Annotated in this window: 16 protein-coding genes; 11 read left to right on the plus strand and 5 right to left on the minus strand. The window is 54.1% G+C overall.

The features are described 5' to 3' along the window. The first annotated feature begins 22 nt into the window (after window positions 1-22). From KRZ98_RS18310 to KRZ98_RS18325, 4 genes are all read left to right on the plus strand, one after another. Window positions 23-7,171, plus strand: a complete 7,149-nt coding sequence (locus tag KRZ98_RS18310; RefSeq protein WP_217674871.1) for a hypothetical protein — start codon at window positions 23-25, stop codon at window positions 7,169-7,171. After that, the gene (locus KRZ98_RS18315) at window positions 7,171-7,500 is read left to right on the plus strand and encodes a hypothetical protein (protein ID WP_217674872.1); all 330 of its coding nucleotides are present in this window, start codon (window positions 7,171-7,173) and stop codon (window positions 7,498-7,500) included. Before KRZ98_RS18310 ends, KRZ98_RS18315 begins: the two co-directional genes overlap by 1 nt. Further along, the gene (locus KRZ98_RS18320) at window positions 7,497-8,162 is read left to right on the plus strand and encodes a hypothetical protein (RefSeq protein WP_217674873.1); all 666 of its coding nucleotides are present in this window, start codon (window positions 7,497-7,499) and stop codon (window positions 8,160-8,162) included. Before KRZ98_RS18315 ends, KRZ98_RS18320 begins: the two co-directional genes overlap by 4 nt. An 85-nt stretch (window positions 8,163-8,247) precedes the next feature. Next, window positions 8,248-8,640 carry a hypothetical protein gene (locus KRZ98_RS18325; RefSeq protein ID WP_217674874.1) on the plus strand — a complete coding sequence of 131 codons (393 nt, stop codon included), beginning with the start codon at window positions 8,248-8,250 and terminating at the stop codon, window positions 8,638-8,640. A 9-nt stretch (window positions 8,641-8,649) separates the two neighbouring features. On the opposite strand, the gene KRZ98_RS18330 is transcribed toward KRZ98_RS18325, so the two are convergent. Continuing rightward, window positions 8,650-9,024: a surface-adhesin E family protein gene (locus KRZ98_RS18330; protein WP_217674875.1), complete on the minus strand. Its 375-nt coding sequence runs from the start codon at window positions 9,022-9,024 to the stop codon at window positions 8,650-8,652. Between the two features lie 132 nt (window positions 9,025-9,156). Between KRZ98_RS18330 and KRZ98_RS18335 the strand changes: the two genes are divergently transcribed. After that, the gene (locus KRZ98_RS18335) at window positions 9,157-9,408 is read left to right on the plus strand and encodes a hypothetical protein (RefSeq protein WP_217674876.1); all 252 of its coding nucleotides are present in this window, start codon (window positions 9,157-9,159) and stop codon (window positions 9,406-9,408) included. 94 nt (window positions 9,409-9,502) lie between these two features. On the opposite strand, the gene KRZ98_RS18340 is transcribed toward KRZ98_RS18335, so the two are convergent. The 3 genes from KRZ98_RS18340 to KRZ98_RS18350 all read right to left on the minus strand — a co-directional run bounded on the left by KRZ98_RS18340 (window position 9,503) and on the right by KRZ98_RS18350 (window position 10,782). Further along, entirely contained in the window at window positions 9,503-9,868 is a 366-nt protein-coding gene (locus KRZ98_RS18340) for a hypothetical protein (protein ID WP_217674877.1), read from the minus strand. A 70-nt stretch (window positions 9,869-9,938) separates the two neighbouring features. Continuing rightward, window positions 9,939-10,352, minus strand: a complete 414-nt coding sequence (locus KRZ98_RS18345) for an excalibur calcium-binding domain-containing protein (RefSeq protein ID WP_254798689.1) — start codon at window positions 10,350-10,352, stop codon at window positions 9,939-9,941. 55 nt (window positions 10,353-10,407) lie between these two features. After that, entirely contained in the window at window positions 10,408-10,782 is a 375-nt protein-coding gene (locus tag KRZ98_RS18350; protein WP_217674878.1) for a hypothetical protein, read from the minus strand. Here KRZ98_RS18350 and KRZ98_RS18355 point away from each other — a divergent pair. Further along, the gene (locus tag KRZ98_RS18355) at window positions 10,782-11,024 is read left to right on the plus strand and encodes a hypothetical protein (protein WP_217674879.1); all 243 of its coding nucleotides are present in this window, start codon (window positions 10,782-10,784) and stop codon (window positions 11,022-11,024) included. The genes KRZ98_RS18350 and KRZ98_RS18355 overlap by 1 nt on opposite strands. After that, complete coding sequence (locus tag KRZ98_RS18360) at window positions 11,024-11,209, plus strand: hypothetical protein (protein ID WP_217674880.1); 186 nt, start codon at window positions 11,024-11,026, stop codon at window positions 11,207-11,209. The genes KRZ98_RS18355 and KRZ98_RS18360 overlap by 1 nt, the downstream gene beginning before the upstream one ends. Before the next feature lie 43 nt (window positions 11,210-11,252). Here KRZ98_RS18360 and KRZ98_RS18365 read toward each other — a convergent pair whose 3' ends face one another. Beyond that, window positions 11,253-12,683 carry a hypothetical protein gene (locus KRZ98_RS18365; RefSeq protein WP_217674881.1) on the minus strand — a complete coding sequence of 477 codons (1,431 nt, stop codon included), beginning with the start codon at window positions 12,681-12,683 and terminating at the stop codon, window positions 11,253-11,255. 1,526 nt (window positions 12,684-14,209) lie between these two features. Here KRZ98_RS18365 and KRZ98_RS18370 point away from each other — a divergent pair. The 4 genes from KRZ98_RS18370 to KRZ98_RS18385 all read left to right on the plus strand — a co-directional run bounded on the left by KRZ98_RS18370 (window position 14,210) and on the right by KRZ98_RS18385 (window position 16,665). Then, a complete protein-coding gene (locus KRZ98_RS18370) occupies window positions 14,210-15,067 on the plus strand; it encodes a hypothetical protein (RefSeq protein ID WP_217674882.1) in 858 nt (285 codons plus the stop codon). Window positions 15,068-15,122: 55 nt separating this feature from the next. Further along, window positions 15,123-15,803 carry a hypothetical protein gene (locus KRZ98_RS18375; RefSeq protein ID WP_217674883.1) on the plus strand — a complete coding sequence of 227 codons (681 nt, stop codon included), beginning with the start codon at window positions 15,123-15,125 and terminating at the stop codon, window positions 15,801-15,803. A gap of 143 nt (window positions 15,804-15,946) precedes the next feature. Next, the gene (locus KRZ98_RS18380) at window positions 15,947-16,522 is read left to right on the plus strand and encodes a hypothetical protein (RefSeq protein ID WP_217674884.1); all 576 of its coding nucleotides are present in this window, start codon (window positions 15,947-15,949) and stop codon (window positions 16,520-16,522) included. After that, window positions 16,519-16,665 (plus strand): hypothetical protein, encoded by a 147-nt coding sequence (locus tag KRZ98_RS18385; protein ID WP_217674885.1) that lies wholly within the window; start codon window positions 16,519-16,521, stop codon window positions 16,663-16,665. The genes KRZ98_RS18380 and KRZ98_RS18385 overlap by 4 nt, the downstream gene beginning before the upstream one ends. The last annotated feature ends 42 nt before the right edge of the window (window positions 16,666-16,707 follow it).

Below are 16,707 nucleotides of genomic sequence, written 5' to 3' on the forward strand. Positions count from 1 at the left end.
ACCATGCTCAATAAATACGAGCATGGCGAAGACATATAATTTCCTTATCGAAGTCACCCCGCTTAACGGCACCACCCCCACAACTCTACGTCTGACTAACCTGAGTGCAGACAAGAACGCCACTACGGCCAATGGGCAAACGTGGCTCCCTTGTATCACTTCGATGCCAGATACGGGCCTGACGCTTTCGGCGGATGGTCTGCTTGATGACCTAAAGATCGAACGTGGCGAACTTAGCTTCTTCTGCTCCAATGAATTCGATAATCATGTCTGGTCTAGCTATGTCTGGAATAACGCCTTCTATCGCGCATGGTATGGCGAGAACGGCACCGACTACGCAAGTTACACTCTTTTCGGTGAAGGCCGCACTACCAACCTAGAGCGTGACGGCAATCAGGTCACTGTTCGCCTGCTCGGTCCAGAAGCCGATATAACTTCGAAGCTGCTTACCAAGTCCTACTTAGGCACTGGCAACGCGGAAGGCCCGCTGGGCTTTAAGGGCAACCTCAAGCCTCGTTGCTTTGGCACTCCGCTGTCCGTTGAGCCGGTCGAGGTCGATCCGGTCAATCTCGTTTATCAGGTTCACGGCTACGGCGCTGTTTCGGCCATTCAACCTTACGAATATGGCCTTCCACTAGAAGTGAGCCAGCGCAAGGGCAACGCTGCATCCTATGCGGCCCTGATCGCCATGCCGCTTGTGCCGGGTGAATATGCCACCTGTCTGGCAGAAGGCATGTTCCGTTTCGGCGGCACACCAACGCCAAGGATCACCGCCGATGTAACGATGTCGGGTGGTACGATGCTGTCCGACATTGCGACTGCGATCCTGACGGCTGCTGGCGTTCCTGCTGCAAAAATCGGCAGTTTCGCTGCTGTCTCATCGGTTCAGACCAACCTCTATGTAACCAGCCAGGTCGAAGCCCTCGAAGCCCTACAATCGCTGTTCAAGCAAGCCGGTTGCTACCTCTTCGCCGACAAGAGCGGCACGTGGCAGTGCGGCAAATTCTACGCCTCCACTAAAAGTGCGGTCACGCTCAACAGTGATCGATCGACATTCCCGATCTTGCTCGACTGGAAAGAAGAGCCGCCAAAGCCGCCGATCAAGAAAGTCAGTTATGGCTTCCAACGCTGCTGGGGCGTCCACTCGGATAGCGATGCCTCGCCCATCGTCAACGAGCTGGCGCAGCAGGCCGATAATGCAGCCCTTGCTGCTGAGAATGCCCAGAACGCTGCCGACGCTGCCCAGACGACTGCTGATGAGGCGAAGACCGATGCTGGGACCGCGCTCAATGCGGTCAAGGATAGCAGCGGTAATGTCATCCCATCGGACCAGCTAAAAGCCGATATTGCCGCCGCAGCAATAAAGGCACAGCAGCTACAAGATACCTATGGCAGCACGGCAAGCGCCGCTGCCAGCGCGAATGCAGCGCAGACATCTGCGACCAACGCTCAGACCGCAAATGCTAATGCCCAGACCGCGAAGCAGCAGGCAGAGGCAGCGAACTCCGCAGCAGGCGCAGCCAAAACGGCTGCTGAAACGGCCCGATCACAGGCCCAGACTGCTGCCACGGACAGCACCGCTGCTAAGACTGCTGCCGAGAGCGCGAAGGTCGCATCTGAATCAGCCCGCAATCAGGCGCAGTCTGCAAAGACCGATGCTGAAACCGCGTTCACCAATTCGGCCACCGCGAAAACGGCAGCAGAGGCAGCGAAGACCGCTGCTGAAACGGCCCGAACTCAGGCCCAGACCTCCGCGACCAACGCCAATAATAGTTCGATAGCGGCAGCAGGCAGCGCTTCGACTGCTTCGACAAAGGCGACGGATGCAGGCAACAGCGCGACGGCAGCGGCCGCCAGCAATGTCAGTGCAGCATCGTCATACAACGATGCGCGCCTCACCAGTGCCGCTTTGCTGCCCTCAGATTTTTCGCAGGATGGTCGATACTGGACCCTCTCGATTGTCGGTGCGCCATCGGCTGTAAACAGCCTTGAAGCCGTCCCAAATGTCCGCTGGACGTTCGTTGATGTCGAGGGTGTCGGTCGCGTCGGTCAAGTTGTCGGCTCGAATGGCAACAGCTATCTTAGTCAGGTTGGTGTCACCAAGGCGTTGGCCGGTCGAACCTATCGCCTTACCGCCATCGCTCGCACCCTTGCCGATAGCACGACCGGCTTCGGGCTGTTCTTGGATTACATGGACGCATCTTACGTCCAGACCGGCACCTCGCTCACCCCCAATCAGCCGAACACCGTCGGTGGTGAATGGTATTCTCTAACGCGCACGATCACGGGCGATAGCTTGATCGCGAATGGCCATGTCTATTTCCGTGCCGCATTACGCAATTCGGGCAACAGCACCTCTCCCGCGACGATGCAGATCGCAAGCCTCCGCGTCGAAGATATTACCGAGAGTGCAGCGGCATCATCAAGTGCCAGTGCAGCAGCGACCAGCGCAAGCGCAGCCTCGACCAGTGCCACGAATGCTGGATCGTCAGCCACTAGCGCGACCAACTCTGCGAACACGGCAACCACAAAAGCCGGTGAGGCCAGCACCAGCGCAAACAATGCCGCGACTAGCGCGACCAACGCATCCGGCTCTGCATCAGCGGCCCAAACCAGCGCCACAACCGCAGCCGGTTCGGCCAACACCGCAGGGCAGAAAGCAGACGCAGCCAGTTCGTCGGCTTCAACGGCATCAACAAAAGCCAATGAGGCCAGCCAGTCCGCGACATCAGCAGCGACGAGTGCGACTACCGCCAACACCAGAGCAGGCGCAGCCAGCACCAGCGCGACACAAGCGGCAAACTCCGCGACCGCCGCAGGCACATCAGCGTCCAATGCGTCCACATCTGCAACGAATGCCGCCACCAGCGCTACCAACGCGGGCAACAGCGCAACCGCTGCAAATACTTCTGCACAGACAGCCAGCACAAAAGCCACGGAGGCAGGAAACAGCGCATCGACTGCGACCGCTAGTTCGATTGCCGCAACGTCAACCTACAACGCCATTCAGGTCACGCAGGCAAATCAGCCTGTGTTGCCCTTCGACTTCTCAGATGGCCTTATCCAGTGGTCATCGGGCCGTGTCGGCTCACCAGCTACACCACAGCCCGTCTCCGGCTTTTCCATCGTTGATGGTGATGCTGACTTTGGCCGCGCGTGCGAAATGACATGGACAGGTGCTGGTGGAAATATCCTGACGCGCGGCTGTATGCCGGCAAATCCGGGTCGTTATTATGAGGTGCGCGCCCGCTTCAAGATCGTGTCTGGCGACGGCGCATACAACTTCAATATGATCTGTTCAGAAATGGACAGCTCATATGTTGGAACGGCATCCAATTACCGTGGCGCTCCCGGTGTTCCAGTCACCGTCACTGGTGAAGTCATGGAACTATCCGCGATCTTTACGGACCAAACCAGCAATATCGCCGGTATTACCGTGCCAGTCGGTCGTTGGACCGCTGATGCACGTTTCATGCGCTTTGGCCTGCGTAACAACCTAACCGAAACCGGCATGGTCGTGCGCGTTCATTCGGTGCGCGTTTCAGATGTGACCGATAGGATCGCAGCAGAGCAGAACGCGTCAGCAGCTCTATCCAGCGCCAGCTCAGCGTCTTCAAGCGCAGGAGCCGCCGCAACATCTGCGACCAATGCAGGGTCGTCGGCTAATTCAGCCCAGACATCTGCCACTACAGCATCTACGAAAGCTGGCGAAGCATCGACGTCCGCGACACAGGCCGCCAGCAGCGAGACGAACGCGAACGGCTCTAAGAACGCCGCAGGGACTTCCGCGACAAATGCGGCAAACAGCGCCAATGCGGCAAGCGGCAGCGCGACGGCAGCGGCGGGGAGCGCCAGCACCGCTTCGACACAGGCCACCAATGCAGGAAACTCGGCAGCGGCAGCGGCGGTGAGTTCGATTTCAGCGAATTCGGCTGCAATCTCGACGCTGCCCTTCGACTTCACCAACGACGGTCAATTCTTCTGCGTAAATTACACCCGCGCACCTGCCGACACCGTGCCGATGGCGTCCTTCAGCAACAACAATTTCACGTTCGCTGATGTTGCAGGCGTTGGCCGCGTTCTTCGCGCAGCCCGCGTTGCTACCAGTTCTACACCGCATATTGCTGCGCGTGGCTGGCTGAAGGCTATCGCCGGTCATCAATATCGCGTTTCCACGCGAGGGCGCGTCACAGCAAATTCGGGCGCGACCATCCGCGTCTTCGGCATCGGCCATAATGAAACCGGCACCCAGATGGCGGCTCCCAGCCAAGGGCGCACCAGCATGGCGCTCAACACATGGTATGATGTCGAAGTCACATTCACTGGCGATGACATCATTGCTGCTGGCGGCGCTTACATTCGCCCGCTGGTCCGCCTCGACACAGACGGCACTAATTATGAAATCGCTTATATCCGCCTTGAAGATATAACCGAAAGCGCAAACGCGGCGATCAGCGCGAGTGCAGCAGCGTCATCAGCATCATCGGCAGGCACCAGCGCGACGAACGCGGGCAATAGCGCCAGCAGCGCAACAACCAGCGCCAACACTGCGACCACCAAAGCTGGCGAGGCCGCAGGTAGTGCATCATCGGCGGCGACCAGTGCGTCAAATGCGGCATCGTCGTCCACGAATGCTGGCAATAGCGCGACCGCTGCGAATGGAAGCGAGGTTTCGGCGTCCCTGAGCGCGGCAGCAATGATGCCGAGCGATTTCCAACTCGACGGTAAGTTCTGGCAGAACGGGTTCAGTGGTCTTCCGACCAGCGTTAGTTCGATCACCCCGAACTCGATCTTCTCGTTCGCAAATGTGACCGGCGAAGGTCGCGTGATGCGCATGACAGCCTCGTCGCAACTTGATGTCGGCAACATCGGAATGCTGCCGTTGCAGCCTGACCGCATCTATCGTTTTTCCGCGAGGGTTCGTCAGACTGCCGGATCGTCATTCGCTGGGTTCCAGCTTTACCGCATCGGCGTCAACGCGACTGGTGGCACGGTCGGCAATGGCACAGTCACCAATCCATCGACCACAACGCTGACAGCGCTCAATGAGTGGCGCGACATCAGTGGCACGATTGCTGGCAGCACCGTCAATGCTGTGATCGCCGCTGGAGCATCGAGCATCCGCACGTTGCTGCGTTTGGTCGCATCATCGTCTGTCACGGTCGAATACTCCTATATCCGCATTGAGGATATTACCGAGAGCGCAAACGCGGCAGGCAGCGCCAGCGCAGCAGCTACCAGCGCGTCATTGGCATCGGCCAGTCAGAACGCGGCAGGTTCGTCGGCTTCATCGGCTCAGACATCTGCCACCAATGCGGCAACACAGGCCGGTAATGCGGCGACCTCTGCTAGCAACGCATCTACATCGGCGTCCAATGCCGCAGGAAGCGCGAACACCGCATCTACACAGGCAGGCAATGCGTCGAATAGCGCGAACGCGGCAGCAGGCAGCGCGTCCAGTGCCAGCAACAGCGCAAGCACGGCCAGCACGAAGGCCAGCGAAGCAGGCAATTCCGCCGATACCGCGATGTCTCAGGCGATTTACGCGGGTAGCCGTGCGGCGGGCAATTTCGTCGCCAAGCCGACATATGAGGACAATTCCGTTGGCATGTGGGCGGGATCCGTTTCGGTCATCGCTGACGCCGTTTCTGCCATCGGGACATCAAGGGCGCTCCGATCTCAGACGCGCGATGCGACCGAAGGCGACTTCATTCCGCTGACGGCCAGCACGGCGCGCACATTCCGCGTTTCTGGATACGCCAAATGCGGAACCTCTACCTCATATGCGGTCATGTGCGGCATCCACGGCATCACGACTGCGAACACACATAACTTCATCTACACACAGGCTCGCGCCGCCGGTCAGACGAGCTGGGCAGCGTTCAACTTCAACATCGCTGTCCCAGCAAATATCGCCAAATTCAGGCCGTTCATCCAATCCAACAATGATGGTTCCGGGTCGGTTCATGATGCCCGCGTGGTCAATCTGACCATTGAGGACATTACCGAAAGCGCGGCAGCATCGGGCAGTGCCAGCGCAGCAGCTTCCTCGGCATCGAGCGCGTCCACGAGCGCAGGCAATGCCGGATCATCAGCCACCAGCGCGACGACCAGCGCCAACACTGCATCGACACAGGCAGGCAATGCGTCGAATAGCGCGAATGCAGCAGCAGGATCGGCAGCAACGGCAACAGGCGCAGCATCGACGGCGACGACACAAGCAAGTCTAACAGCTCAATACTCAACCGGCGGCGGCAATCTGCTCTCCAACACAGACTTCACCGTCGATACGTCCGGTTGGTTGACTAGCGTGAACAGCCAGTCGGGTATCGCATTTCCGATCAACGGCGGCGGCAACGAATGGCATCCTGAATTTGTGAACGCCCTCAGCATCTATCAGCAGAGCAGCGGCGGCACCGGATATTCCGATTGGACGCAGAATATCACAGTTCAGCCAAACCAGTGGTATGACGTTTCGGTTCTCGTCGCGGCGCATCGCTGCCAAGTTCAGGTCTATCTCCTATTCCAGAATGCAGCTGGCAGCGCATTATCAACGCCATCAAACGGCGCGATCACACCTTCCACTGGCGGCAGTAATCTCGGTAGCTGGACGCAGGTTGGCTTCAAAGGGCAGGCTCCCGCCGACGCAGTAAAGGCCCGGCTGTATCTTCGCAAGCACGGCACGCTGAGCAATCAAGCAGATAGCTGGGCATGGTTTTGTCGTCCGCAGGTTCGTCCGACATTCGCGAATGCCCCGACGCCCTGCTCATATTCACCCGGTAGCGGTGGCGCTGTTGCTGCTGCGCTAAGTGCCACAGTCAACACACAGGCTGTCGCAATTGCCACGGCCAGCAGCACATTGTCGAGCCTGACATCGACCGTCAGCGGTCAGGGCGTGACGATCACAAATCAGCAAACGGCGATCAATACCGCGACGAACAAGGCCAATCAGGCATTAGGCCGCGCTGCCGTAACCGTCGATGTCGGCGGACGCATGACGGGTTGGGAAACCAACAACAATGGAGCGACCGGCAATTTCAAAATCCACGCCGATAACTTCTCTATCGAAAAGCCCGGTGGAGGTGCGCGAACCGAGTTTGCGAACGGCTGCTGGAAAGTCTTTGACGAAAACGGCGTTCTGCGTGGCCGCTTCGGGAACCTGAGCGCGTAATGGCTTGGGGGCTTAATCTCTACAATGCGCAGGGCGGTGCCATCTTGGACACGACCCAGCGAACCGGCCAGCTATCTGGTGTTCATTCCTTCTATGGTCCGACGCCCGGTAATACAGTCGATCTATGGGGAAGTATGAATGGCTCATACCAGAGCATCACCGCTCCGAACGGACCCGCCAATTCCATTCTTTGGTATGTGATCGTCTCCACTGGCTTTGACGATTACCAAAACGGCTCAGGCTACAGCCAGATATATAATACGGGGCAAACGATTTATTATCGCACACTCAACAATGATTGGACCTACATTTATTACGGATACAGATGACCTACGGAGCAGCATTCTATAACGACGCGCAAACTGTCCAGCTTGACGACCAAACTCCTTGTATGTCGCTCGTCGCTCGCGGAACTGTGGCTGCCAGCAGCGGCACATTCTACCCCCGACTGACCAATGGCATAAATCCGTTGATGGCTATTCGCCCAACGAATGTGTCGGCGGCAATTCAGGGTGTATCGAAGAACGGCGACACCTTTGATTGGCAAATTGCCACGATGGGCAGTCCGCGCATGAGCGGCCCTAACTGGTCCATCGACTGGTATATTTTCGATAAGCCGAACCCCACACCTTCAACGTCTGGCTGGGGCTTGGAACTCTATGATGCTGCTGGCAACGTCACATATTGCTCGAAGCAGGGTCCGATGAACATAGCAGGCGTTGGACATGGCACATACAGTGCCGGTCGCACCTATGCTTTCCATCAAAACCGCATGGCCGTCGAGCGAGGGGAGGAAATCTATGATCTTGTCGAAACCGATGATAGCCGTGGCAATCCGAACGGCGGCTGGGAAGTGAAGTTCATGGGCTACGAGAAAATCCCCAGCGGCTGGGAAGTCATCGGCAATCAGATTGAGCAGGTCCACCAAAACGGCGGCGATTACTGGATTTATCCGCCATCACTGCTGATCCTCGATGTCACGAACCTCTGACATATTCCTGATAGGATCGCAGGCCGCAAAGCTAGGTGGCTTCCTACCGGCATGGCGTAACGGCCATGTCGATGATGTTGACCTTGTGACCGACGAGGCTTCCGCCAGGACGATAGCGCAGCAGCATGACCAGCCATTCACACCTCACGTTGCCGGTGGCGTCTGCATCTGGGCCGCTGTGAAATTCGATATCGACTTTGCCGACATGCCCGAACGCTGGACGCTGCTCGACCGGCTGTGTCCCGCTCCACTAAAAGTGGACGTTGCGTGCCAGCCTTTAATGCTGCGTGTCGCACCCGTAGAGGTTGTCTGGGCTATCAGAGCTTATACCGTCGGCCTAAGCCTAAAAGCCCACGAAAAGGGCGTGAGAGACGCTGTAGCGTATGACGGAATGCCGATGCAACTTACCGACGATCACCAGCGTCTTGGGCAGATTTACCGGCAGATCGGCCTGAGCGTGGCCTACAGTCGATTGTGACAGTTCAAACTAACGAGGGCATACCTCTTCCATCACAAGGGACCATGCCGAACCGGGCGGTATCGTAATGTAACCACTCATATTGCTTTCGGTCTTAACCACGTTGCCGTTAGCATCTGATGCGACCAACGAAAGCAGAGTTGCATCCTGCTTTACGCAATTAAAAAGCACCTGAGATACAACCGATTTTTCACCGAATTTACCGAGGCTTACGTTTACTGTCCGCACCCAAACGCGGGGATTGTTGTTGCCCGCATTCTGCATACTTTTCGGTTGAACGAACCATTTATCGCCGTTTTTGGTGGTCGCAACCAATGTCCATTCGACGGTCGCAGCATGAACGGGGGCAGACAACAACGACATGGCGACAAGCAATCTGCGCATAAATCCCCCTTTAATTTGAGCGCAAACTACATCAATCAACGACGAAGGCTAGAGGTTTCCGCTGTGCATCCGATGCGGTTCTCTGGTTGGATCGGCGATAAATATCTCCGTAATTACATACGGAGAATAGCTATGACCCAATACACCAATCCAAATCTGACCCAGCGTGAGATTGTCGAGCAGAGCAAAGCTGCAATCCTCACAATGATGGATGCGCTCGACACAACGGCCGCAGAAGCCGAAGCCCACACCGATGATACATTGGACTATGTGACCGCGCAGATGATTGCGCAGCATGTCAGCCTTCTGATGGGCAGCAAGCTACAGCTTGAAATGGAATTGACCCGCCTCAACAATATCATCGCGGCTTGGGACGCTGAATAAATGATAGCCGGGAACATCGTTTCTCGGCTTCCCTGCAACGCACATCTATCGTAAAACTGGCTTTGAAATAGCCATGCGTCAGATCGTCTGGTCATCAGTTTCGAGATTTATACTCGCGCTTCATACGCTTGCGCTCATCTTTAGATGGCGCGCCCTTCGTATTCCACCGTTGCTGTGGTCCGCTGCGCATTTTGCGACGGGAAGGTGAAACGCCAGACCGGCTTGCTTCTTCCTTCTTCGCTTCGAGTTTTGCAAAAACGAAGAGAAGGGCAATTCCGCCTAAGATCGCGGCCACGACATAGAGCAACGCCATACCCATCAGCGAAATGACCCACAACAGTAGGCCGCCAATTACGATAAAGGCAAAACCAGCGCTTATCGCGTTGGACAAGAAGCCCTTCACTGCCCCCGCCCCGAAAAGCATGATGCCCGCAATCAGCAGAAGCAGTGCTATTATCATGCTCGTCTGTCCCCACATTGTAAGCCGCAGCCTAGCGGCCTGGACATGACGCCGCAAACAGGAAGATGTTTCAGCGGGGATATGGTTCGCAGGCGATCCCGTCGCCATCACCGTCCATATGCGCACCATAACCCGGTTGGCCGCGATAGATCGGCGCGGCTCCGGCAGCGCGAGCAGCAGCGCAATTTCGATATGACCATGTTGATACCGTAGCCGCCATGGGAGCCTGTCTCTGAACAGGTGAGAATGCAGCGACAGCAGGCTGTTGCCCGTCTAATTCTGCTGCGGATGTCAGGGGATCGCGCTTGATTGTATTGCGTGGCGTCCACTCTTGCGAAGCGGTTTCTGCCTGCACCCGATTAGATGGCTCACGAAACACGAAGCCGCCTGCTAAACCTGCGGCAATGGCTCCAGCGAAGATCAAGATAGGTTGGCGCATGTCGCCCGAATTAATCTGGTTCCGTAAAGGAATGGCAAACGGCATAGGTCGGTCTACATAAATCTCGGCACATCCGTTCCCGGTATTCCCATGACTACTGTTAAGCACGCGCCTTTTGAAGGTCAGTTTCCGCAACTGCTTCGATCGCTTGCAGTGCGACAGCATAGAATTCTGCTAATCGCAGATGGGCTTCCCGAATATGTGGTATCTGGGCTTCTTCAGCTAATCGGCGATTTCTAGCCATATTTGTTTCGTAATAGGCACGATCAAATTGGTTCTGAACAGAGCCTCCCTTTTCTTCGATGCCGGGAATACGCTGCGGCGCAGCAAATGGGTCAGGTAGAGGCAAAGCATCCGCGCCGAAGCGTTTGGCGAGCGGGTCAAACAGATTATGTGAGCCAACCAGCCATACGGCCGGTAATTCGGAGTCTTGCTTAAATAGTGGGCAACCAACCTGTGTGAGGTGCCTACTCAATGAAACTACTCACTACTGCCCTGCTAGGGGCAACACAGCGCCTCAGAGCGCTTCCAGCAAAGCTGGTAAACTATCTCGGTGATGCTGCTCACAGACGCTTTACGGCTGTCGCTGTTGCGCTGATCGCAACCCATTTCCTCGGCAAGGAACTGAACGCCGGTGAATTGGCACTAGGAATGGAAATCGTGATCGGCGGCATCGGCGGCGCATGGGTCAAGCCTGCACCTAAGGAAGGCCAATAATGCTCCACCACACCGAAGAGGCAAAAAGCGTCGGAGACATTGTTTCGGTAGGCTTAGCGTTCGGAACGCTGTCTCAGATTTTGCCACAGATAGCGGCAGTCTTATCGATCACTTGGACACTGATCCGGGTTGGTGAATGGCTTGTATCGAAGATAAAGAAGCGTCGTTCAGACATCCTCGATTAAGAACGCGAAATCTGCTTGGGGGTTTATCCGCCTATTGCATTTGCTAGGAGGCTGGCCTGATTGGAAGTATCTTTTCTCGCTCGTCAGGAAACAACGGTATGGTTTTAGCAAGTTCGGTACTGAACTCGCTTCGAAGATAGCCAGAAAATAACCATCCCACTTTATCTCCAACGGTCATGCCCTTCATAACCTGGCAAATCCCTACTTGCCTTATAACTTGTATCGCCACTTCAAATTCATCAATGGAGCAGACGGTGAACCTGTTAGTCTCGAGTAGCGCTTTATCTACGCCTCTCCGATCTAGTTCTTCAATCACCAATTTATCTAATTCGCCCTGCACCATATGTGTAAACAGGTTCCAATTATCCATACTGACAATCAACGGATAGACTGGTTGTCCGCTGCTTTTCCACGAAGGATATTCGCCTTTCAACGCTTCCGCTAGAGTTGCATAAAGCTGACCAATGGCCTTCGCCATTTTTTTGAACTCGCGGGTAACGACTTCTTCGGGAGCTAGAAATGTCTTCACGGCAACCCCCATTTTGAGCACTTTTACTTCAATAAAAAGAGATGCAGTGGCGTCCTGTACGATCCAGTCAACCGTGTCTTTTTGAGCTTTTTTAGGACCATATCGTTCTTCTGGAATTATCTGATATTCACCGGCCCCAGCTACTTTAATAACTTCCCCCACATAGCTTTGAAATGCCGGACCTAAATGAGCGCTCAGGACGTTAACATCGTGACCTGCGACATCGAAATACAAGCCATTTGTAAAGCGCCGTGATAGCAGGCCCGGCATCGGACAGATAATTCGCTTGCCATTTTCGACACTAATTAACGGATGCAGCCATAAGGGGTTAAACGTGTAAGCCCAGTTCATGTTCAACGATCTTGTCTCGAACGCGGACTTCCTGAGTGTTTCGTAATCCGAAGTCAGGTTTGCGATGATTGGACGGATATCATTTCCCAGTAGCTTTTCCGCGCTCTCGAACCAACGTGGCTCCACTGCAAAATACTTCATGTATGACGCTAATGCAGCAAATCCACCCTGAGCTACCTGCTCTGTAGAGCTTCCGTATATGTGCCGAACCACGCTATCCATCTCAGGATGTCGATACAGTTTGCGCGCCCTGATGAGCTGCGGGTGGGTTACGCCTTGCTGCCAGTGGAACTGCCGATGGGCAATTCGACTCATTTCACTAAAAACGCTATGCTCCTCAATATCCAGCGCATCCTCTTCGGTCCTTTTCACCTTGTTCAGTGCATCTCGTACATATCGCCATTCGTTGACTTCCTGACCGCGTTCAAGATCGCAATGCAGGATGGCTTCACGGGCGAGAGTGTCTAATTCCCACAGAAAAAAACGAAGTTGCATCCAATCCCACTTGCCAAAGGGATTCGCTTCGCGAAGATAGGGAGGCAACTCGTTATGGAATTCTATATGGTTCGCGAGATACCAAATTGCTTGTAGCATGGAAGTGAGATTGAACTTCCGAAGGTAATTTCGCAATGGTTTGAAATGCTCCATACGTCATTGCTAACTTGATCTGCCGGATTTGAAAAGCCAATTTAATGCAATCGCGCAGAGCGATGTTCTCTATTCTAAAAGGACATACGCTATCGCGCAGTCCTGCTTCGGCACGATCTACTCGCTTTGCGTGCTGCTCGCACTTCAAGCGGTGGATCGTTTGAAGCGGTTGCCTTTGTATCAATTAGGAAGAGCGGCTAACTGGATGATAGTTATTTTCTTCTCATTCCAAGAGGACGATACACACTTCCCCCATATACCAGAACCATCATAAAAGAGATAAAACATCTCTTACTCAGTTCCAATATATGGGGGAAGCTATGTGGGGTATTCCAGTCGGAACTTACACACTTTGTATCTAACGCTCGTATGAGGAGCAGCGGGGTTTAGCCGATCGCTTTTTCAGTTAGGCTTCTAGGTCATCATAACCTACATGCGGACACAAACGAACCATACAACTAGCGTCGTTTGTGCTAGGACTTGTCAGGCAACAGACAGCGGTCCTCCTTTTCCAACTTCCGGGGACTCGTGACGCTCGTTGTCCATTTGGACCGGGGAATTTAATCTCCTGAGCGTGCTTTGCGTTCACTTGCGTGTCATTCACGTGCCGTCGTCGGGGTGCATTTTTTATACTGGTGCCATGCGTTGCCGAGGATTGTCGGTCGCCGTTTCTTCCAGTGCGCTTTTACCATTGCCCGGTCGGGTTAGTAAGTCCGGCGGCTCTTCCATCTTTGACTTACACAGCAAAGGTAGGGTTTGTAAGGCCGGTATGGTTTGTGGGGATAAGTTCGAGCTATGTCTGGGATACGGAAGAACGTGGATCAAAACAAAACCCGCTTAGTGGGCTCGAAGCACTAAGCGGGTCTCTATCACGTTGCTTGGTAGCCGATGGGTGAACCGCTTGAACAGCGTTTCGAGCCACCGTTCTACATATGTATTTATACATTCTGCCCTGACTGAGGGCGATATAATTCCGCGATCTGCGAAAATATCTGGCCATTCGTCCGAAACGACAGCTACCAGAGCTACTCCACTAGTTGCGGAGCAGGTGCTACGAATTGAACGTCAGGCCTTCCTGCAGCTTGGTATCCTTCTCCATTGGAGGGAATAACGGCAGAGTTAAGAAATTGGCAACCGAAGTAAACATCGCTTAACCAACATAATTGTTCAGGCGACATTTTACCAATTGACGAAACCGACGCCCGTGATATTTGAAAATGGACAGCATGAGAAATCAGGTTGTTAACAACAGGTTACTCTGTTGTTGCTCTTTGAAATCGCGATCTAGTATTTTCTGATTGTCAGCGACAAACCGACAATAGACAGCCCTTGGGCAGTCTTGCGTCATATGGTCTGAGCCATTGCCTCTCTGTGATGGCCGTAAGTGAGCCTCGAAACTCAGCAGACCGCCGACCATCGACTTTTGATGGCTCGCTGGTGCGGCGCAGTTAATCTGCCGCAGGAGACCCCCTATGCGCGAAGTTAGCGCAATTGCAATCGCTGCTGGCACTCAGAATATCACCAATGCAGAACAGGGCTTGGAGGCGATTAGACGTTTTCAAGGTGACTGGAAGGCGGACTCTGTCAAGCACAGTGCAAGCCAGAAAGCACTTGAGGCTGAAAGCCGAAGTAAGCTCTACAATCGTCTGGGTGAGGCTTGGGAAGTGATGCAGGAGTTGATTAAACTCTCGGATCACGATCAAGCGGAACTCATGGCGATACATAAATTGAAGCCCGTTAAAAAGGGCTACAATGAGCTTGCGCCATTCAATGCCATGTTGTGGGGAGAGTGGAAGGCAATCAAGGCGGAGGACGAGAACAAGGACAAGTGGAATAATTATGCTACCAAGCATGACAACGGCACGAAGTTCTGGTTCAAAGTCAACCGCAGTGCGGAGAAGTATGCCAAGGTGATGCGTTACGCTCAATATGAGCAACTGACGCGAAGCCAATTGGTTTCGAAGCTGACCTCGCTCAAGATGGACGAGGTGATTGCATCTGACACACGGGTCAACAGTGCGAACGATATGGAGTTGAAAAACTTCGCTAAGTATCGAGCTGCCGTGTTAGCTCAACCATCCCATGTTACGATTTCTCGCGGTGAAAGCGGCATCGCCAAGGACTACGGCAATAAGTTCGTAGCTCTTTGGGGACGCATTAATCCGAAGGGAGACATCGAAATTATGGGTCAATACCCTGCATCGGTGAAGGCGATTGATGGGCACATCGACAAGTTAGCCAAGACGACAGGCAAGGACGCGCTGATTGTACAGCTTGAGAAAGCTAAATCAGCATCTAAGCAGGAAATTGAGGCGGCTTCTGCCGAGTAAACGGAATGGGGTCAGGGCTAACGCTCTGGCCTCATTCTCGTCAGAGGAACTGTCGATGAGCCTATATATCAATGCTCTTCGCAAGTTGCGAGAGCGACTTTTAGATTCGCGCCGCCTTCGTCCACACGAAGTCGATGAGTTGAATGACTATCTGGAAGCCGAGGACTTAGCTGAGGCTAACCGTCTCGAGTGGATCTATGAATGTGAGTTCTGCGATCGTGTCGAGGCAGACGGGTTAGAAGACCCGCCTAAATCGCAGGCGTTTTTTAATTGGCCCGGTGATTTGGAAAGCGCGCAGCGAGAGTTTATTTTTTACAACGACAAAGTAATTGAGCGCAAAGAGGCCTTGAAAGAGGTCGAAAGCAAAATTGCTTCGGTCATGCGTAAACTCGAAGAGTCTACCCTGTCACTTACGCAGAAGCGTAAGTTGATGGATACGGTCAGCGTTTTTGGCAGGCAGCGCTCCGCGCTGGATGATCCCAATTGTGGACCGGACAGTATAGGATGGGCTGTACGACTTGCCGAAAGTCACCTCTCAGGGGTGCAGTGGCAGTATGAGAAGCGTTTGACGGATGATGATAGACGCTACATTGAACCTCCTAGGTTTCCGATAAAGCATCTTTCTGATTTCCCTCTCTTATACGATCATTGTTCGTATTGGGTTTATCCCAACGAACCGTCGCCAAAGCGCAAGGCTCTAATTGAAGTCATTGATCGCATTATTTCAAAGGGCTGAAACTGAAACCCCGGAAGTCTTAATTGCCTTCCGGGGTTTATCATGTTCCGTTTCCTGAGCAGGCTGTCTCAACCGTAGAACCGATTTTCTCCCTCATCTGGCTAAATAATTGCGGCCAAGGCCAACGAGAGGAGATCGAATATATGCCGCTTTTAAGCACCAGCAGCTTCGCGACTGCTACCCAAAAATCAACACCGATCGAGACATTCTTTGCACCATTCCATGAAGACGAATGGGACAGGGATTATGATGTCCAGACGATCTTGCAGGCGCAGGCGGATCAGCGCACCACTACTGGTGAGAGCCTACTCCACAGCTTTAGCGTATGGGACGGCGAACATACTGCATTCGCCCATGACGGCGCAACAATGTCCCATCTGGAATACACCGTTGAGGCAGCGAACAAGGTCAGGGCCACACTGATCGCAGCCGAGATTGCTCACTATGAGATCGAAACAAAAGCCAGCCGCAAGGACGCCGTTATGTTCGCGTTTCCGCTTGCCGAACTGCTGGACCACAAGGAAGTTATGCGTCTCGCAAGCCTGATTGCCGATTGCATTGGCGTCAAAGGCATCTTCAAAAACAGCTACCTATCCACCTACTTTTTCAGGTTTCGCAAAGGCGCACAGGTCATCAAGCGTAACGGCAACTACATGGGCCGCAACTTCATCGAAGAGCAAAATGGCGTGTTCGTGAAGATGGCGGATTACGTCGTATGAGCATCGAAGTGCTGCGTGCAATCGTGCTATCAGAACTCGGCTTGATCGAAGAAGAGCTAACTCAAGACCAGCGAATTCACATCGCTATCGAAATTGCAATTCGACTTCTCAGCGTCCCAGTGGTTCCAGCAAAAGGGGAGTAGCTAAAAACTCGGCAGCTTCGGCTGTCGAGTTTCCTATTGAGC

This window comes from Sphingobium sp. AS12 (assembly GCF_019097845.1).
GTDB lineage: Bacteria > Pseudomonadota > Alphaproteobacteria > Sphingomonadales > Sphingomonadaceae > Sphingobium.

Coding starts and splice junctions, on each gene's coding strand:
- KRZ98_RS18310 (WP_217674871.1), top strand. CDS start 23: ATGGCGAAGACATATAATTTCCTTATCGAAGTCACCCCGCTTAACGGC.
- KRZ98_RS18315 (WP_217674872.1), top strand. CDS start 7,171: ATGGCTTGGGGGCTTAATCTCTACAATGCGCAGGGCGGTGCCATCTTG.
- KRZ98_RS18320 (WP_217674873.1), top strand. CDS start 7,497: ATGACCTACGGAGCAGCATTCTATAACGACGCGCAAACTGTCCAGCTT.
- KRZ98_RS18330 (WP_217674875.1), bottom strand. CDS start 9,024: ATGCGCAGATTGCTTGTCGCCATGTCGTTGTTGTCTGCCCCCGTTCAT.
- KRZ98_RS18335 (WP_217674876.1), top strand. CDS start 9,157: ATGACCCAATACACCAATCCAAATCTGACCCAGCGTGAGATTGTCGAG.
- KRZ98_RS18340 (WP_217674877.1), bottom strand. CDS start 9,868: ATGATAATAGCACTGCTTCTGCTGATTGCGGGCATCATGCTTTTCGGG.
- KRZ98_RS18345 (WP_254798689.1), bottom strand. CDS start 10,352: ATGCCGTTTGCCATTCCTTTACGGAACCAGATTAATTCGGGCGACATG.
- KRZ98_RS18355 (WP_217674879.1), top strand. CDS start 10,782: ATGAAACTACTCACTACTGCCCTGCTAGGGGCAACACAGCGCCTCAGA.
- KRZ98_RS18360 (WP_217674880.1), top strand. CDS start 11,024: ATGCTCCACCACACCGAAGAGGCAAAAAGCGTCGGAGACATTGTTTCG.
- KRZ98_RS18365 (WP_217674881.1), bottom strand. CDS start 12,683: ATGCTACAAGCAATTTGGTATCTCGCGAACCATATAGAATTCCATAAC.
- KRZ98_RS18370 (WP_217674882.1), top strand. CDS start 14,210: ATGCGCGAAGTTAGCGCAATTGCAATCGCTGCTGGCACTCAGAATATC.
- KRZ98_RS18375 (WP_217674883.1), top strand. CDS start 15,123: ATGAGCCTATATATCAATGCTCTTCGCAAGTTGCGAGAGCGACTTTTA.
- KRZ98_RS18380 (WP_217674884.1), top strand. CDS start 15,947: ATGCCGCTTTTAAGCACCAGCAGCTTCGCGACTGCTACCCAAAAATCA.
- KRZ98_RS18385 (WP_217674885.1), top strand. CDS start 16,519: ATGAGCATCGAAGTGCTGCGTGCAATCGTGCTATCAGAACTCGGCTTG.